Annotated in this window: 14 protein-coding genes and 1 pseudogene; 6 read left to right on the top strand and 9 right to left on the bottom strand. The window is 53.1% G+C overall.

What is annotated here, in order from left to right; genetic code table 11:
* Nucleotides 1-67: 67 nt before the first annotated feature.
* The 5 genes from D1159_RS19255 to D1159_RS14945 form a co-directional block, all read right to left on the bottom strand.
* The gene (locus D1159_RS19255; protein ID WP_202621108.1) at nt 68-244 is read right to left on the bottom strand and encodes a hypothetical protein; all 177 of its coding nucleotides are present in this window, start codon (nt 242-244) and stop codon (nt 68-70) included.
* Between the two features lie 619 nt (nt 245-863).
* On the bottom strand, nt 864-1,355 hold the full coding sequence (locus D1159_RS14960; protein ID WP_161846457.1) for a hypothetical protein: 492 nt from the start codon (nt 1,353-1,355) through the stop codon (nt 864-866).
* A gap of 119 nt (nt 1,356-1,474) precedes the next feature.
* On the bottom strand, nt 1,475-1,867 hold the full coding sequence (locus D1159_RS14955; RefSeq protein ID WP_161846456.1) for a helix-turn-helix transcriptional regulator: 393 nt from the start codon (nt 1,865-1,867) through the stop codon (nt 1,475-1,477).
* 442 nt (nt 1,868-2,309) lie between these two features.
* Nucleotides 2,310-3,719 carry a M56 family metallopeptidase gene (locus D1159_RS14950; protein ID WP_243152316.1) on the bottom strand — a complete coding sequence of 470 codons (1,410 nt, stop codon included), beginning with the start codon at nt 3,717-3,719 and terminating at the stop codon, nt 2,310-2,312.
* Between the two features lie 10 nt (nt 3,720-3,729).
* Nucleotides 3,730-4,089, bottom strand: coding sequence for a BlaI/MecI/CopY family transcriptional regulator (locus D1159_RS14945; protein WP_161846455.1), 360 nt, complete (start codon nt 4,087-4,089; stop codon nt 3,730-3,732).
* Between the two features lie 846 nt (nt 4,090-4,935).
* Between D1159_RS14945 and D1159_RS14940 the strand changes: the two genes are divergently transcribed.
* The 6 genes from D1159_RS14940 to D1159_RS20265 all read left to right on the top strand — a co-directional run bounded on the left by D1159_RS14940 (nt 4,936) and on the right by D1159_RS20265 (nt 14,275).
* The gene (locus tag D1159_RS14940) at nt 4,936-5,151 is read left to right on the top strand and encodes a transposon-encoded TnpW family protein (RefSeq protein ID WP_161846454.1); all 216 of its coding nucleotides are present in this window, start codon (nt 4,936-4,938) and stop codon (nt 5,149-5,151) included.
* Nucleotides 5,148-7,166 (top strand): recombinase family protein, encoded by a 2,019-nt coding sequence (locus tag D1159_RS14935; RefSeq protein WP_161846453.1) that lies wholly within the window; start codon nt 5,148-5,150, stop codon nt 7,164-7,166. Before D1159_RS14940 ends, D1159_RS14935 begins: the two co-directional genes overlap by 4 nt.
* A gap of 283 nt (nt 7,167-7,449) precedes the next feature.
* Complete coding sequence (gene mobC / locus D1159_RS14930; protein ID WP_243152315.1) at nt 7,450-7,728, top strand: plasmid mobilization relaxosome protein MobC; 279 nt, start codon at nt 7,450-7,452, stop codon at nt 7,726-7,728.
* 74 nt (nt 7,729-7,802) lie between these two features.
* Complete coding sequence (locus tag D1159_RS14925) at nt 7,803-8,096, top strand: hypothetical protein (RefSeq protein WP_161846451.1); 294 nt, start codon at nt 7,803-7,805, stop codon at nt 8,094-8,096.
* Between the two features lie 69 nt (nt 8,097-8,165).
* Nucleotides 8,166-10,532, top strand: a complete 2,367-nt coding sequence (locus tag D1159_RS14920; RefSeq protein WP_161846450.1) for a LuxR C-terminal-related transcriptional regulator — start codon at nt 8,166-8,168, stop codon at nt 10,530-10,532.
* Between the two features lie 14 nt (nt 10,533-10,546).
* Nucleotides 10,547-14,275 carry an InlB B-repeat-containing protein gene (locus D1159_RS20265; protein ID WP_161846449.1) on the top strand — a complete coding sequence of 1,243 codons (3,729 nt, stop codon included), beginning with the start codon at nt 10,547-10,549 and terminating at the stop codon, nt 14,273-14,275.
* A gap of 436 nt (nt 14,276-14,711) precedes the next feature.
* Here D1159_RS20265 and D1159_RS14910 read toward each other — a convergent pair.
* From D1159_RS14910 to D1159_RS14895, 4 genes and pseudogenes are all read right to left on the bottom strand, one after another.
* Nucleotides 14,712-15,008 (bottom strand): annotated as a pseudogene (locus D1159_RS14910) (hypothetical protein); the annotation flags it as partial.
* On the bottom strand, nt 15,005-15,475 hold the full coding sequence (locus D1159_RS14905) for a PcfB family protein (RefSeq protein ID WP_161846447.1): 471 nt from the start codon (nt 15,473-15,475) through the stop codon (nt 15,005-15,007). The gene D1159_RS14905 and the pseudogene D1159_RS14910, both read right to left, overlap by 4 nt.
* A gap of 75 nt (nt 15,476-15,550) precedes the next feature.
* Entirely contained in the window at nt 15,551-15,763 is a 213-nt protein-coding gene (locus tag D1159_RS14900; protein ID WP_161846446.1) for a DUF5348 domain-containing protein, read from the bottom strand.
* Between the two features lie 21 nt (nt 15,764-15,784).
* The coding region (locus D1159_RS14895; protein ID WP_243152314.1) for a DUF6017 domain-containing protein at nt 15,785-16,224 on the bottom strand (440 nt) is incomplete at its 5' end.

The raw sequence follows: 16,224 nt of genomic DNA, 5'->3' as shown, positions 1-16,224 counted from the left end.
TAAACGGGAGCCAACCTACAATTATATTATACCTCGGGCGGCCCCATGTCACAAGGATGTCAATGGGTTACACGCGCTGTCCAGTGTACTTGCTGAACACGTCAAACAGCTTTTGCTCTACCTCACGCTTGCGCTGTTCCCGTTCCTTTGGGGGGAGAATGGGGGTAAGGTTTTTGATGGTGATTGTCCGCTCTCCCATAACAACGGTTTTGACTTCGCTTTGATACTTTGGCTGTGTTTGCATGAACTCCCTCCCATTTCATAAAATTTTGGCAGAAGAAAAGGGCGGCACTTTTTACAGTGTCGCCCTTTGGCCTGTCTCAGCTTTGGGACAAAATGTCCCAAACTTAACGGAAACTATGTAGGAAATGCGCTCCGGCCATTTCCGGCTCCGGCGTTGCCCTCTCATATACCACCAGAAAAGCGGACAGAAAAGAGGGGTAACTTGATGGAGATTATTCAGAAAATGCGCCCTGGCTATTTCCGGCCCCGGCGTTGCCTCCTTATATACCACCAGAAAAGTGGAGCAAATGGAGACGGCAATCACATATTTTTTTGAAAAACCTCCCCTCACTAACCGAGACATTTTTGGATGATTTTCGGACTGGCCCAGAGGGAATTTTTCAAAAATCTTTTCATGTTCGCCAGCCTACCCAGCCGGAGCCGCCCGCTATGCACTGGCGGGGAAAAACTTCCTCTCATATACCAAAACATTTTTTCGCTATTTCCAAGTGGGGAAGTCAAAAATTTTTTGATACTGCGCTATGTAACGGGAGGGATGCCGCCGGGCAGGAAAAGGGGGCGGCACTGTGAAAAGTACCGCCCCAGCTTTGGAGCATTTTGTAAACGCAAGTTGTCTGAATTTAGTCACCATCACTTTTTGTTATTTCTGTCAAAGACAGCTCTAACTGGTACACATTTTCGTTACCATCCATATCTTTCGTTGTAAGCTCAAAATAGAGAATGTTTTTCAAATCACTTGTACCATCAATTTTTATTCTCCTAATTGCGCTGTCCCCCGATATTTGCCCTAAGTCACCAGAAACATTGACTGTATCTCCCGTCATGTCTACCATACCATTAGAAAGAATAACATCCTTTTCGTCACCAGCCATAATGTAAAATGTGGTGGAGTACGATGCAATGTTATCGAAAAAATCATCACTTACTTTCAAATCACCGCCAGAAAAGGTTTCTTCTGTGCCATTCAAAATAATAATGCCATTTGAAATTGAAAGCTGTTCATTCTCCCCACTGAAAGAATACACTGTTAGCTGTTCTTGCTCTACCTTTTCACATCCAGCTAATGCCAGTATAAGTATTGCCATAAAGACCAACACTCTCAATTTTACCATATTCAATGCCTTCCCAATTTCCAAGTTGTTAATAGACATTAAGTATATCACATTCTTGCCAAACAATCTACCCCAGCTTTGGGACATTTTGTCCCAAAGCAGACTTATATTTTTCAAGTTTAATATTCTCGCGCTTCTTTTAATAATTCCTCCGGGGTAATACCAAACAGTTTTGCCAACGCCATTAAATTAGACGTACTCGGATCTGAAGTTCCGCCTTCCCATTTTGATACAGCCTGTCGGCTCACCCCTAAATATTCTGCTACAAATTCTTGTGTCATTTTATTATCAGTCCGGTGTTTTTTTATCACCTCTCCTAATGCTCTTTTTGATACTTTCTTTTCTTCGCGTACTTCGCTTGATTTCAAATATGTCTTTAGGGCTTTTATTAAGAGTTGGGCAAGATACAAAATTCCTATAATTATTCCGCATGGTATGATAGCAGCCCACCCTGCAATAATGACACAAAGTGCAAGGACACCTGCGGCAATCGTAGCTGGTAAAGATTTCATAAAAGTTCTCCTTTCAAAACGAGGTAGATTTATTTGCAGTTGTAATATAACAAATCTATCTCACTATTTCTACCAACTATCGCGCAACTTTAGTGGTTGCGGTGCAAAATAATTTGAAAACCCAGAAAAAAGAGTGACGTGTTTAAGCGGTTTCACAAATGGCAAGCAAGGCAAGTGTGGCCACACTTGCTATTTTTGACTGGCCGGGGGCCGTCAAAAATGCTTGTTGGGGAGCCTCCCCAACCCCGGCTCTTTGGGACAAAATGTCCCAAAGAGGTTGGCTGCGTCACCGCCACTGTCGCAGCGGTTCCTTATCGTCCCGTTCGTCCGTCAGTCCGGGCAAATGGTCAATATTGCGGCCTGCCATTGGGGGGAGAACCGGGGCGGTACTGTGAAAAGCACCGCCCCAGCTTTGGGACATTTTGTCCCAAAGGTTCATCTTTTAATTGCTCAGTACGCAACTACTATCGAGATAATCTACAAAGTCAACAGAATACTCTGCGCCGTCCACCGGCTCAAATCCCGGGACTTTGCCTTCCGCAAAATCCGATAGTTTGTATCCAGGAATTTTACCGCTTTCAATATCTGCGATAATTTGCTCCATCTCTGCCTCGGTATATGTCGGGCGTGTAGGCTGATGATATAAATCATCTTGCTGCTGATTTATGGCGCCTTCCGGTGTGATATTGAAGTCAAAATTATCAAAATTATTAAGTTTGGCTGATGGAAAGCTGCTTTCGGCAGGCAAATCGTTGAGCTTGCTGTCCGGGTTGTAAAAATAATTCCCGTTTTCATCAAAGGAAAATCTGGGGGCAGTCATCAGCCGACCAGCAAAAATTGTCGTATTGCCATTCTCATCCGTTATACCATAATCAGCCTCCTGTCGGTCAGAAGCAGCAACGGCGGTAGTCGCAAAGGCAGTAGTCACACCAGCAACCAGCGCCACAGCCAAAACGAGCGAAAAAACAGATGCCTTTTTGATTTTCATAATTGCAGTTATCCTTTCTTCAATCGCATTTTTATTAAAGTTGTTGCACAGAGGGGTCAAGCCGCTCCGTGTTTCTTCCATGCTGATAAGTGACCGAGCATAGGCCGCCCTTGTGTTTTCCCCGAAAAGCCGGACAACGGCCTCATCGCAGGAAAGCTCAATATCCCGGTTTGCGAGAATATACATCGCCCACACTAAAGGGTTAAACCAATGCACACACACCGTCGCAATCAGCACTAATTTTGTAACACTGTCAAAGCGCCGGATATGCACATATTCGTGTGCTAAAATGTATTGCAGCGCCTTTGTGTTTTCCCATTCGGTAGACGTTGGCATCAAAATCACCGGACGAAATACGCCATAAGTGAGCGGTGCGGAAAACCGGCTTGACTGCCGAATAGTAATTGAGCGTTTCAGCCGATGGGTACTCAACCAGTTTTTGATAAAATCATTGTTTACCGGAAAGGACGTTTGAAATTCTTGTCTGCACTTCCAATATGCTATGGCAAAGACGAAAGCGCAGACCAGCACCCCAACGACCCAAACAACCACCCACACAGAAACGGGGCTTGCAGTGTTTGAAATGTTGCCGGGCATAGTCGCCATTTGCTCCGTTATTTCAGTCGGCAGCATTCCAACAGTCTGCGGGCCTTTTGCGGGATTTACTGCGGGCGCGTGATTGCCTATCAGTGAATACACGCTAAACGCAGAGGGGATGGAGAACGGGAGCAACAGCCGTATGACCGCTATTCCCCAAAGCACCAAAAATGTCTTTTTAGGCAACAGATTGATTGCCAAGGCGCGTATCACGATGATTGCCAAAATCATCACAGCCCCCGCAAAGCTCATTTGCAATAGGCTCATTTACACCACCTCACTCCAAGTCACCGACAATCTGTTTCAGCTTTTCGATCTGCGCGGCGCTTAATTTTTTCCGGCCCAGCAAGGCCGCAAACAGCTTGTCGGCCGAGCCGTCATACACCTTGTTAATCAGCTCGTTTGTTTCCGCCTCCTGCACATCCTCTTTTGGTACGAGCGCATGACACATGAAACCGGGGTCAGAGCGTTCAATCGCGCCCTTTTTAATACAACGCTTGATTAGGGTATAGGTCGTATTGACATTCCAGCCCAGCTCCTCGGTCAGCAGTTTAGCGATATATTTTGCGGGAACATCGCCATCGCGCCAAAGGACAGACATCACTTTCAGCTCAGAGTCGAAAAGTTTAATGGCCATTCAATCACCTCCTTTTAAGACCGTAGTAGTAGCTACGAGTATATACTACCACAGTCTTAACCCCTTGTCAATACTACTTTGGTCTTAAAAATAAAAAAGCGCGACACCGCGAAAGAACCGCCCCAGCTTTGGGACAAAATGTCTCAAAGTACGGCCCCATGTTAGCATTTGTGGAACGAATAGGGCACAGGACATATAAACATACCACCCCCCTGCTGAACGCGCCCGGAAACCCTTGATACAAGCGGGTTTCAAACGCCTAAATGCTAACAGTCCAGCCGTGGAAAATAAGCGGTTTTACAGCGCGTTCAACCCTATCCCCCCGCCCTTTCCCATTCATGGGAAAGGGGGCGGCTCTGGAGGATATATCCCCCGCCGCGCCGGGAGGGGTGGCACAGCCGAGGCAGGCCGTCAAGGGCAAGCCGCCGCAAGCGGCGGTGCTACGCACCCTTGACTGCCCACTCCCGCCTGTGCTCAATAGTAGGCGGCGACGGGGGATATACCACCAGAGCCCCTATACAAAAATGCGCGGGGACAACGGTTGCTTTGGGACATTTTGTCTCAAAGTTGCTATGGCGATAATTTGACTTTGCGGGTGGAATGGCCGGGGTCTGCTGGGGGCCGCCTTGATAACCAAAACAGGGCGGCCCCCAGTGGACTCCGGCCATATCGCAGAAAAAACCGCCGCTTTGAGTTTCCCCAATAGTGGCGGTTTCGTGTAGGTTGGCTCCATTCTTTAAGTGTCGTGTTATTATGCCCTTGTCAAATACACTAAACTGCTTTGGAGAAAACGGCAGCCCATATTGAATTCCTATCTTAGATAGTCAATACGCGAGGAGGAATGCTATGACGCAGGAAAACACAAATCAAGAGTATCAGTATATGACCCGCCGCATCGGTTCCACCACCTACAAGGTCAAGGTGTTTTTTAGCGATGGCGGCGAAACTCTGGAAGAAAAAATATTGCGGATGATCCGAAATGAGGGTAGCGCAGCCGCCCCTCCATGTGGTAAAATAGGAACACCACAAATGAGCCGTCAGTCTGAAAGGAGCGCGTCATGAGCGCACAGACTGAGAAAAAGATCACCGCATTGTATGAGAGGCTCTCTCGTGACGATGACCTCGCTGGGAACAGCAACTCCATTATCAATCAAAAGAAATATCTCGAAGGCTACGCTGCCGACCATGGCTATGGAAACTGTGTCCACTATACGGACGATGGCTGGTCCGGGGGAAATTTTGAGCGCCCCGCATGGAAACAACTCATTGCCGATATCGAGGCCGGAAAGATCGCCCATGTTCTTGTAAAGGACATGAGCAGAATCGGGAGAGACTATCTCCAAACCGGCTTCTATACGGAGGTTGTATTCCGGCGTCATGGCGTTCATTTTGTTGCCATCGGCAACGGCATCGACAGCAGCGACCCCAACAGTGGGGAGTTCGCGCCCTTCATCAACATCATGAGCGAGTGGTACTTACGGGACCTGAGCCGCAAGCAACGCACCGCCATCCGCGTCAAGGGCGAGTCCGGCAAGCCCACCACCAACTGCGCCATCTATGGCTATGTGAAAGACCCAGTAGATAAGTATCACTGGCTTGTTGACGAGGAAGCGGCGGCGGTAGTGCGGCGTATCTTTCAGCTTACCATTGAGGGCAAAGGGCCATACGACATCGCCCGCATTCTCCATGATGAGAAGGTGGAAGCTCCTGCTGTTTATCAAGCGCGGCAGGGGCGTGGGACATGGAAAAGCAAAGAGGAATTTCCGCATCCCTACAACTGGAGCGGCTTTGTGGTGGGACAGATACTTTCCAAGCCGGAGTATATGGGGCATACGGTAAACTTCCGCTCGCATAAAGAATCCTATAAAGACAAGATGCCTGTTTTCAACGCACCGGAAGATTGGCTCATTTTTGAAAACACCCACGAGGCCATTGTGGACAAAGAGACCTGGGAGCTTGCACAAAAGCTGCGGCAAACACCCCGCCGCCATGAACCCTTTGAGGAGGCCAATCCGTTCACCGGCCTGCTCTACTGTGCTGACTGTGGAGAGAAATTATACAACCATCGCAACCGCGGCACCAAGGATAAACCTTATCTCACTGACGGATTCAACTGCTCCAGCTACACCCTGTCCCGTCAGAAGCATTACAAAGCTTGCAGCAACCACCACATCTCCACCAAGGCGCTGCGGACGCTGGTGCTGGAGACCATCCGAGCCACTGCCTCGTATGCTATCTCTAACGAGGCCGAGTTTACCCGCAAGGTGCGGGAAGCCTCCGCAGTACAGCAGGAGCAGGCGGCAAAGGATGTCCGGCGCAGGCTGAACAAGGAGCGCAAGCGGCACACCGAGTTGGATGGGATCATCAAGAAGCTCTATGAATCCTTTGCAGTGGGGCGTATCTCTGACGAGCGGTTTGATACGCTGCTTGCCGGTTACGAGCAAGAGCAGAAAACACTCAGCCAATCTATTTCTGACGCCGAGAACGCCCTTGCCAACTTTGAGCAGGACACAGCAAGGGTTGACCGCTTTCTGGAGCTTGCGAAGAAGTACACGGATTTCGACCAGCTGACTACGCCAATGATAAACGAGTTTATTGACAGGATCATCGTCCACGCTCCTGACCGTTCCGAGGGCGACAGGACACAGGAAGTGGAGATTTACCTGAAGTACATCGGCAGATTTGAAGCGCCCACGCCGGAGCTTACGCCAGAGGAAATCAAGCGGCAGGAGCAGCTCCGCCGGCATCGTGTCAAGAGCAGGGAGCGCTACCAAATGATGAAGGCCGGCGAACATGCTGTTGGCCAGCCGTTCAAGCTGATCTGCAAATGCTGCAGAAAAGAATTTGAGTCCAAGCGGACAAACACCCTGTTCTGCGGTCCGAACTGCCGCACAAAATTCTACCGGCAGGAGGTTGCGGTGAACAGGAGCCGCGAATGTATCTGCGAAAACTGTGGTACGGCTTTTACCGCGACAAGGAAGAATGTCAAATACTGCTGTGACGCTTGCAGGGATGAGGCCCATCGAAAGATGCAGCGGGAGCGCAATGCGGCAAAGAGGGCGAAGAAAATTGCATAAGTCATTTGGGGCGGGTCAGATTTTCTGGCCCGCCCTTTTCGGTAAAGGTCCATTTGGATCACCTACCGACTGTTATTGCCTTCAAGTGGCCAAATTGGCCACTTGAAGAACGAGCATGAATCAGCGGGCCAATTTGACCCGTTGATTTTGGTGGTGGCCAATTTGACCACCACCAAATCGTTGCCGCCTCTGGCGGCGGGAAGGAGCTGGCATGAGTTCCGGAAATCAAAAATCAAAACGCAAGACTTTGCTCCACTTTCGCGTATCCGCGGAAGAAGAAAACATGATAAAAACGAAAATGGAGCAGACCGGCATCATCAGCATGAGTGCCTATCTGCGCAAGATGGCGATTGACGGTTATGTGATAAAGCTGGAGCTGCCGGAGCTGCGGGAGATGATCTCCCTCCTGCGGCGCTCCAGCAATAATCTCAATCAAATTGCAAAGCGCGTCAATTCCACTGACCGAGTTTATGCTGAGGACATGGAGGAGATCCTGCGTTGGCAGGAAAAACTCTGGCAGTGCGCCAACGAGATTTTGAAGAAACTGGCGGCTATTGCCTGACAGTGTGTTTTAGAAAAAGCGCCGGAACGGCGCGCAGCCGCAGATGCCAATCTGCGTAATAGGGGTTTGGGGGCGTGAGCCACCATCAAGCAAAACGAGGGATTTCCGCCAGAGCGGAAGTCCCTCGTTTTCGCATTTGTAGCACAAAGGCATTGCTTGCAAGAGACAACTCCCGCTTCGGGGTTGAATTTTGCAAAAATGCGCTTTGTAGCACAGATGCCCCGCTTGCCACAATTGCCGCTCTTCTTTACGCTCAAAGCGGCCCTCATGCCTATTATTACCGGCAGGCAAAACCGGTATTAAAATTTTTTAGAAAAGAACGCTCAAACTATACGGTCATAGAGTGGACAGGTTTGCGTGCGGAATAGTAAAATACAATCAATTAATTGCGCTTGTAAGGACGAAAAATCACAGCAAATTTAACGGAGAGCTGAGCAGTGGATAAAAACTATATTGCGCCGGCGGCGGCGCTGAAAAAACTGAAAACAGCCCGCAGCCTGCCCCAGACGGTCTACCTCTACGGGGCTACCGGTTATGGCAAGACGGAATTGGTACGTCAGTATTTATCCAATCGGAAATACACCTATCTCTCCTGCGAGGAACTGCCCTGGGAGGATGGGGTGCTGCCGGCGGAGGAACCAGGCAGGCAGAACCACCGGGTGGTGGTGATTGACGACCTGCACCGGCTGAAAAGCGAGAAACTGCGCCGGGAGATTTTAGCGTTGGAGGAACGGGAGGATATATGGCTAATCCTGATTAGCCGAAGTCCTCTCCCAACGTGGCTCATGCCCCAGCATATCAAGAATGTCTTTGTCGTGATCTCCGAGAAGGACCTGCAAATGGGCCGGAATGAAATCGCCGCCTATCTGGAGGCCCGCGGCATCACCTATACGGAAGAAGATATCCAGTATTTGCAGGACACCGCCCAGGGCAACGCCTACATCCTCCACCATGTCGCCCTGCGGATGAAAGAGGGCCAGTCCCCTGGCCCAGAACTCCGCAGGGAAATACAAGGCGCCTTTGCTTCTTATCTGGAAAATGTGGTGCTGGTGCGCTGGGACAGCGATCTGCTGGAATTTTTGATGCAGGTGAGCGTGGTGGACGAGTTTACGCTGGAGTTGGCGGAGATGATCTCCGGCAACCTCCACGTCACCGCCCTGCTGGAGCAGGCGGCGGAGGCGGGGAATTTCCTCACTTTGGAGGACGGGGTCTACCGTCTGCGCCCGCAGCTGATACAGGCTCTGCGCACCCGGGCGTTGAAGGTCTATGGCAGGGAGCGGTTTAAGGACTTCCAATACAATGCCGCGCTCTATTATGAGATGCGCGACGAGGTTGTCCCTGCGCTGAAGCTGTTCGAGGAGTGCGGCAAGACTGAGCGCATCAAAAACCTGCTCGTCCGCAACGCCCGGATGAACCCTGGCAACGGCCACTACTACGAGCTGCGCCGCTACTATTTTAATATGGACGAGCAGGAGATTGCGGACAGCCCCGTGCTTATGGCTGGTATGAGTATGCTGTATTCCATGCTGATGGACGGCGAAAAAAGCGAATATTGGTATGAGAAGCTGAAAACCTACACCGCCGGCGCACGAGGCGGCATCCGGCGGGAGGCCCAGAGCCACCTCAGCTATCTGGACATCGGCCTGCCCCACCGCGGGAGCAGGGACGTGCTTGCAGTTATGAAGAGCATCCCCGCCCTGCTGCTGGACAAGGGCAACAGCCTGCCGGAGTTTTCCGTCACCAGCAACCTGCCCAGCACCATGAACGGCGGCAAGGACTTCTGTCACTGGAGCCCAGACGATACGGTGCTGGCCAAAACCGTGGGACCGCTGGTGGAGCGCGTGCTGGGCCGCTACGGAAAAGGACTTGTCAAGGCCGCGCTGGGCGAGAGCCTTTACGAAAAGGGCGAGGACAGTTATAAGGTGATGACCCTGCTGACCAGGGCACAGATGGAAACGGAACATGGCGGTACCATGGAGATTGCCTTTGCCGCCGTGGGTATCAGGATCAGGCTGGCCCTGTTCCAAGGGGACATCCAGGCGGCGAGGGAACTTCTGGTGTCCTTTGAGAGCTCCGTGCGGGAGAACCGGGCCGTGCAGCTTCTGCCCAACATGCAGGCTCTGTGCTGCCGCCTGGCACTGTATGAGGGGGATCTGGACACAGTGGAGCAGTGGCTGAAAACCGCGCCGGACGAGATGGAATTCTGCTCGCTGGAGCGCTACCGCTACTTGACGAAGGTGCGTTGCTATCTGGCAAAGGGGGAATACCTGAAAGCTCAGGCCCTTTTGGAGAAAGTGCGCTACTACGCCGAGCAGACAAACCGCACCTATGTCCGCATGGAGACCGGACTGCTGTCCGCTGTCACGAAAGAGCGGGCGGGCGGACCATGGCAGGAGGAATTGACCGCCGTTCTGCGGGAGGCGGGAGGCTACCGTTTCCTGCGCCTGATCTCCGAGGAGGGGGCAGCGGTGTGGACGCTGCTGCAAAAGGCGAAAAGGGAGCTGTTGACGGATGAGGCACTGAATCAGGAGTGGCTGGGCCGCCTGCTGAACGAGACGGAGGAAATGTCGCGGCGTTATCCGCTCTACCTGAAAAAACGAACGGCCGCGGTTTCGGATTTCGGCGATACGGCGCTGAGCATACTGCGCCTGCAGGCCGACGGGCTTTCGGTCAATCAGATTGCCGAAAGGCTGCATATGAAGCCCTTTACCGTCAGCTATCATATCAAGGAAAACTACCGCAAGCTGAACGTATCCCGCAAGGCGGACGCACTGCTGGCCGCGCGGAGTTTTGGACTTATCTGAAGGAGGAACACACCGTGAAACGAAAGATTTTAAGCATGCTCACCGCTCTGGCCCTGTGCCTGAGTCTGCTGCCAGGGGCGGTTCTGGCGGCGGAGGAATCCACCAGCGGAAACTGGACGGACGGCTTGACGCAAGCGCCGGAGGGCTGGAGCGAAAGCGAGGACGGCAGCACCATCACCATTACCACCCCGGAGGCCCTGGCCTGGCTGGCGGCGATAGTGAACGATGAGAGCATAACCACATATGAGGATAACCCGACCTTTGGAAAGACGGTGGTTCTGGGCGCCGACCTTGATTTGAGCGGGAAAAATTGGGTTCCTATCGGCAACGGCAAATTTGGAACGGACACGGTAAATGCGTTTATTGGAGATTTTGATGGAAACGGTCATACCATCTCCAATTTGACCATCGACGATTCCAGCGGCAGCGACCGCATCGGACTGTTCGGCAATGTATATTTGAACGGTTCCTGGGGTCCTCTTTCCATCCAGAATGTAACCGTGGAAAACGCGTCAATTACAACGAATGGCTTCACCGGCAGCGGTTATGTCGGGGTCCTGGCAGGTCAGGTGATTGGTGAAGGCTCCATTTCCGGCTGCACAGTCAGCGGAGTAATTCGCTGCCGGCAGGCATGCAATAATCTTTTCGCGGGCGGAATGTTCGGCTTTCTGAATCCCACGACCGGTAGTACCGATAAGATTTATTTAACGGTTGACGGCTGCTTTGCGGACGTGGCTATCACGGGCGCGCCTATGTATGCCGGCGGATTTGCAGGATACCTTGGCAGCTGCGGGAAAATCGTAAATTGCGGTTCTGTTGGCGATGTTACCATGACTGAACCATATGCCAATATGCCATATGCGGGCGGCTTTATCGGCAGCCTTGAAACGATGAACGGCAGCGTCATGATAGAAAGCTGCTATGCCACCGGCAATGTCAGCCTGACCAGCAGTACCGAAGAGATTATGATATGCGCCGGCGGTTTTTGCGGCGGTATTGATATACCTGAAAAAGCGGCTTCGATTCAGGGGTGCATGTCCTCCGGCGATGTTGCGGTAACTGCGTCCGAAAACATCAGTATGGTACTGGCAGGAGGATTCATAGGCAATGGCGCAGATCAGCCTATTCTGACAGCTGCCAATTCTTATTCCACAGGAGACGTTACGGCGGCAAACGGCACTAATGTGCTGTGCGGCGGGTTTATCGGATATGGAGCCCCCACTGTGGAAAGCTGTTATTCCTTGGGAAATGTAACCTCCAAAAACGCTGCAAATTATGCATGGGCCTTTGGATTTAGTGGATATACAGTGACCGGCGCAAGCTTTACAAGCTGCTATGCCCTGGGGGCGAGCATGGACGGCGAGACTCATACTGCCAGCTTCTTAAACGGCAATCACAGCCTGAATAACTGCTTCTATTATGAAGGTATGGAACTCAAGGAGACAAATGTGTCCAATCCAACCGTCACAGCCCTGTCCGAGGATGCAATCATGGGCGCAACCGCCTTTTCAGGCTTTGACAGCAATGTCTGGCAGCTATCTACAGGCAGCATCCCTATCCTGGCAGGTATCCCGGACGGGGCCGAAAAAACGGATAAGCCTATTTATCTGCTTAAAACAATTACCTTTGACACTCAGGGCGGCACGCCTGTCGACAGTCAGCCCGCCGCCAAAAACGGAACGGTCACCAAGCCCACTGACCCCGCCCGGGAAGGCTACACCTTTGGCGGCTGGTATAAGGAAGCCGCCTGCATAACAGCGTGGAATTTTGAAAGTGATACGGTTGAAACGGATATGACCCTGTACGCCAAGTGGGACGTTATCACATACACGGTCACCTTCGACAGCTGCGGCGGCAGCGCGGTGGACAGCCAGACCATAGAAAGCGGCGGAAAAGCCGCCCGGCCTGCTGCCCCTGCCAGAACCGGTCACGCCTTCGGCGGCTGGTATACCGACGCGGCAGGTGTAAGCGAATATGATTTCAACACCGCTGTCACCGCCCCCCTCACCCTCTATGCCAAGTGGACGCCGGACAGATATACAATCGTCTTCCGTGCGCAGGGCGGTTCTGAAACCGAATCCGTCCAAGCCGACTATGGTGCTACATTGGTCAGACCTGCCAGGCCGACAAGGGAAGGCTATACCTTCGGCGGCTGGTACAAGGAGGCTGCCTGTACAACGGCATGGAATTTTGAAAGCGACACAGTCTCCGAGAATATGACTCTATACGCCAAATGGGAAATTATTACACACACGGTAACATTTCATGCACAGAACGGCACGGATGTGACTGCCGTACAGGTAAACCATGGTTCCCCCGTGTCTAAACCCGCCGTACCTGCAAAAGACGGCTGCCTTTTTGGCGGCTGGTACACCGATGCGTCGGGAACAGACGCTTACGACTTTACTGCCGCCGTCACCGGCCAGCTCACCCTTTATGCCAAATGGCTGACGGTTCTCCCTGACCCACCCGCCGGGGAGGGGGATACGCAGTTCCAGCTTGTCATGGTCGAGGGCGTCAGCGAACTGCCCGCGGAACTGAGCGGCAAATATGAATCGGCCGGCGCGCTGGAAGAGGCTATGAAGCTTGAAATCGCCAAGGCAGCCACAGGCGTCTCCGAGGAAAACACAGCGGTATACGATGTGACCCTTATGGTCAGCAACAACGGCGGAGAAACGTGGAGCGCCGCCACAAAGGAATCCTTCCCGGCGGGTGGGCTCACCGTCACACTGCCATATCCGGATGGGACAAACAGCAGCTATGTTTTTACGGTAGTGCATATGTTCACCACCAATGACTTCGATAAAACCCCTGGCGATATTGAGACCCCAACGGTGACCAATACCCCCGCCGGCATCCGGTTCACCGTCACCGGCCTATCTCCCGTTTCCGTTGGGTGGAAGGCGCCGGCCCACAGCGGAGGCTCCGGCGGAGGCGGCGGGAGCAGAACCTATGCCGTCACCGTCGAAAAGCCGGAGCATGGCAAGGTGACCGCTGACCGCGCCAGCGCCGCGGCCGGAACCATTGTTACCTTGACCGTCACCCCTGACAGCGGCTATGTGCTGGATACGCTGACCGTCACCGGCAGTCAGGGCGGCGAAATCAAGATGAGCGAGCAGGGTGATGGCAAGTACACCTTCACAATGCCCAGCAGGGCTGTGAGCGTTAAGGCCATGTTTGCGTCTGGGCAGGCAGGCCAGCCTGCGTGGCGCAATCCTTACGCCGATGTGGCGGCGGATGCATGGTACTATGACGCGGTATGGTATGTCACGGAAAACGGCCTGATGAGCGGCTACGGCAACGGGAGCTTTGGTCCCAACAGCAATCTCTCCCGCGCCCAGCTTGCGCAGATACTCTATAATCGGGAAGGCGCGCCCGCTGTAACGAACGGCAGTGCATTTACCGACGTGCCCTCCGGTGCATGGTATGCCCCCGCTGTTACATGGGCGGCGGCACAAAATGTCGTAGCTGGTTATGGCAATGGAATGTTCGGTCCCAATGACCCCATCACCCGTGAGCAGTTGGCGGTCATGCTGTGGCGGTACGCGGGCTGTCCCGCGGCGTCAGGGACAGCCTGGGACTTCGCTGACGCAGACAGCGTCAGCGCATGGGCGCAGGACGCCCTGCGCTGGGCGGTGGAGCAGGGTATCGTCAGTGGCAAGGACGGTGGCGTCCTTGCCACCAAGGACTGTGCCACCCGCGCCGAGGCGGCGGCTATGCTGATGCGGTATTTGGGCAAATGAAAAATCATCTGGAGTCCTGTCTGCGGCATACTATGATTTCTCATCTGTTTTATAATCGTCAAAATAAGCAGCTTATATTGCTGGGTGCTTGCCTCCCACAAGAAAATGCAGACGCTCAGTCCGGAAAAGTCAGGAGCCCGGTTTCTATCCGTTCTGGATAGTTGCTTGGTATAAGAAAATAGCGGAGCATGGAAAACCATGCTCCGCTATTCGTATCGTAGTACCGTATGGGCTAATATGAAAAATTGTCTTTCTTTCGGCGAAATTATCCTTGACAAATGGTGTCTTGGTTCTGTATGGAGTTGCTTTCGCCGCCGTCCCTGTCCTCGTCCCCCACGGATAGGCGGGAGTAAAGGGCTGTGATTTTGCTGTAATCATTCATGTGCATATCCTCCTGCGTCAATATAGGTGTTGCTTACAGTTAAGATTATGCACTCCATCTTGCCGAACCGTACTCCATGCCGTGGCGGTATTTTTTGGCGTTCTTGCCTTTCAGGTACACCGCCAGCCGCACCAGGGCCGCGCCCGCCACGCCGATACACAGGTCAAGGGGGTGGAAGCTGGGCAGGCCATTGGCGAACGCCGCCGCCAGGCTATCCATGAAGTGCAGCATCTTTTGGGAGGCGTCTGCCCCCGCCGCCAGCCGCCATGCCTCGCCCATCTTGCCGAACAGCCACACGAACAACAGATAGGGCAAATTCGTGATGATGATTTTCTTTACATCCGGCTTCACAGCTCCATCCCCCTTTCCCTGATCTTCTCCTTGGCCCGCTGGACATTCCGGCCAGCCGCTTCCCGCAAGACAGACAGCGCCTTGCGGATGGAGGGCTTGGCCTCCCTCGACAGCTTCTTGGCGGTGAACTCCTTGAAAGCCTGTTCCAGATTGTCCGCGTCCCGGCTCTTGAAAATGACGATGTAGTGGGGCGGCTGGGTGGTCTTGTCCTTTCGCAAGGTGAAGTCCACGCCGTATTTCTTGGCGCAGGGCTTGAAAGCGGCGATATTGGCGTCCGTGATCTCAATGTTGGACAGCGCCGCCCCGTGCTGCTTCAACTGCTTCAAGCTCTGCTGGCCGTGGTGGAGCTTGGGGCCGTGCTTTCTGGCCTCCAAATACTTTTTCAAGGCCATTTGCAGCACTTGGGCCGTCAGCTTCCCGGTTTTCATGGATAACGCGATGGTCTTTTGAGTGACTTCCTCCTGCAAGTGTCATACCTCCTTTGCCAGAAGTCGGAAAGGGCGGCTACGGTGGAACCACCAGCCGCCGCAGATAGATACGCCTCAAATCCTCACCCGCAGGCCGTTCAGGTCGTCGGCCCGGATGCCGACGAGATACCAGGCGGCGGCGTACTCTATGCGGGTGGGCCTCCACCTGCCGCCCACCATCACGTCGAAGCACTGTCCACAGTGCAAGCCGCCGTAGTAGTCGGCCAGGTCAAAGCGGATGTCGTAGCGATCTGTCCGCTCGTCGAAGATCAATGCGCCCTGTTTCATGTTCGGGGCCTCCTTGTCAGATTAGATTTTTCCCTCCGCCATATCGTGGGCGACGAGGGCGGTATAGTAGCTTCCCATGGTGCTGGGGGCGTTGAACAGCACCGCCAGCAGGTATTTCTTGATGTTGCGGATTTTCGTGGTGTTCTCCCGCATACAGTCCATGACAAATTCGATATGGCCGCTGTTGAGTTTCAGCAGCTTGGCCTTTACCAGCTCGGCGGGGTAGTCGTCACCGGCAACACGGATTGTCTTGCGGGCCGTACAGACGGTTTCCACCAGCAATTCCACGATGCCGTCCAATTCCTCCGGGTCGATCTTGGAGTGGTGCAGGAGGTGGTCGTACTCGATATTCTCCTTGATGATCTCCCGATAAATCTCAACGGTGCTCTGTGTGGCCGCTTCCGTTCCGTTCCTTTCCGGCGGCGAAGCCGCAACAGCCCCAGCGGGAGGGGGCGAAAGGG

Source organism: Pseudoflavonifractor sp. 524-17 (assembly GCF_009935845.1).
In the GTDB taxonomy this organism is placed as follows: Bacteria; Bacillota; Clostridia; order Oscillospirales; family Oscillospiraceae; genus Pseudoflavonifractor_A.
The sequence above is the reverse complement of the archived record's forward strand: the minus strand, read 5'-3'. Positions and strand labels throughout refer to the sequence as shown.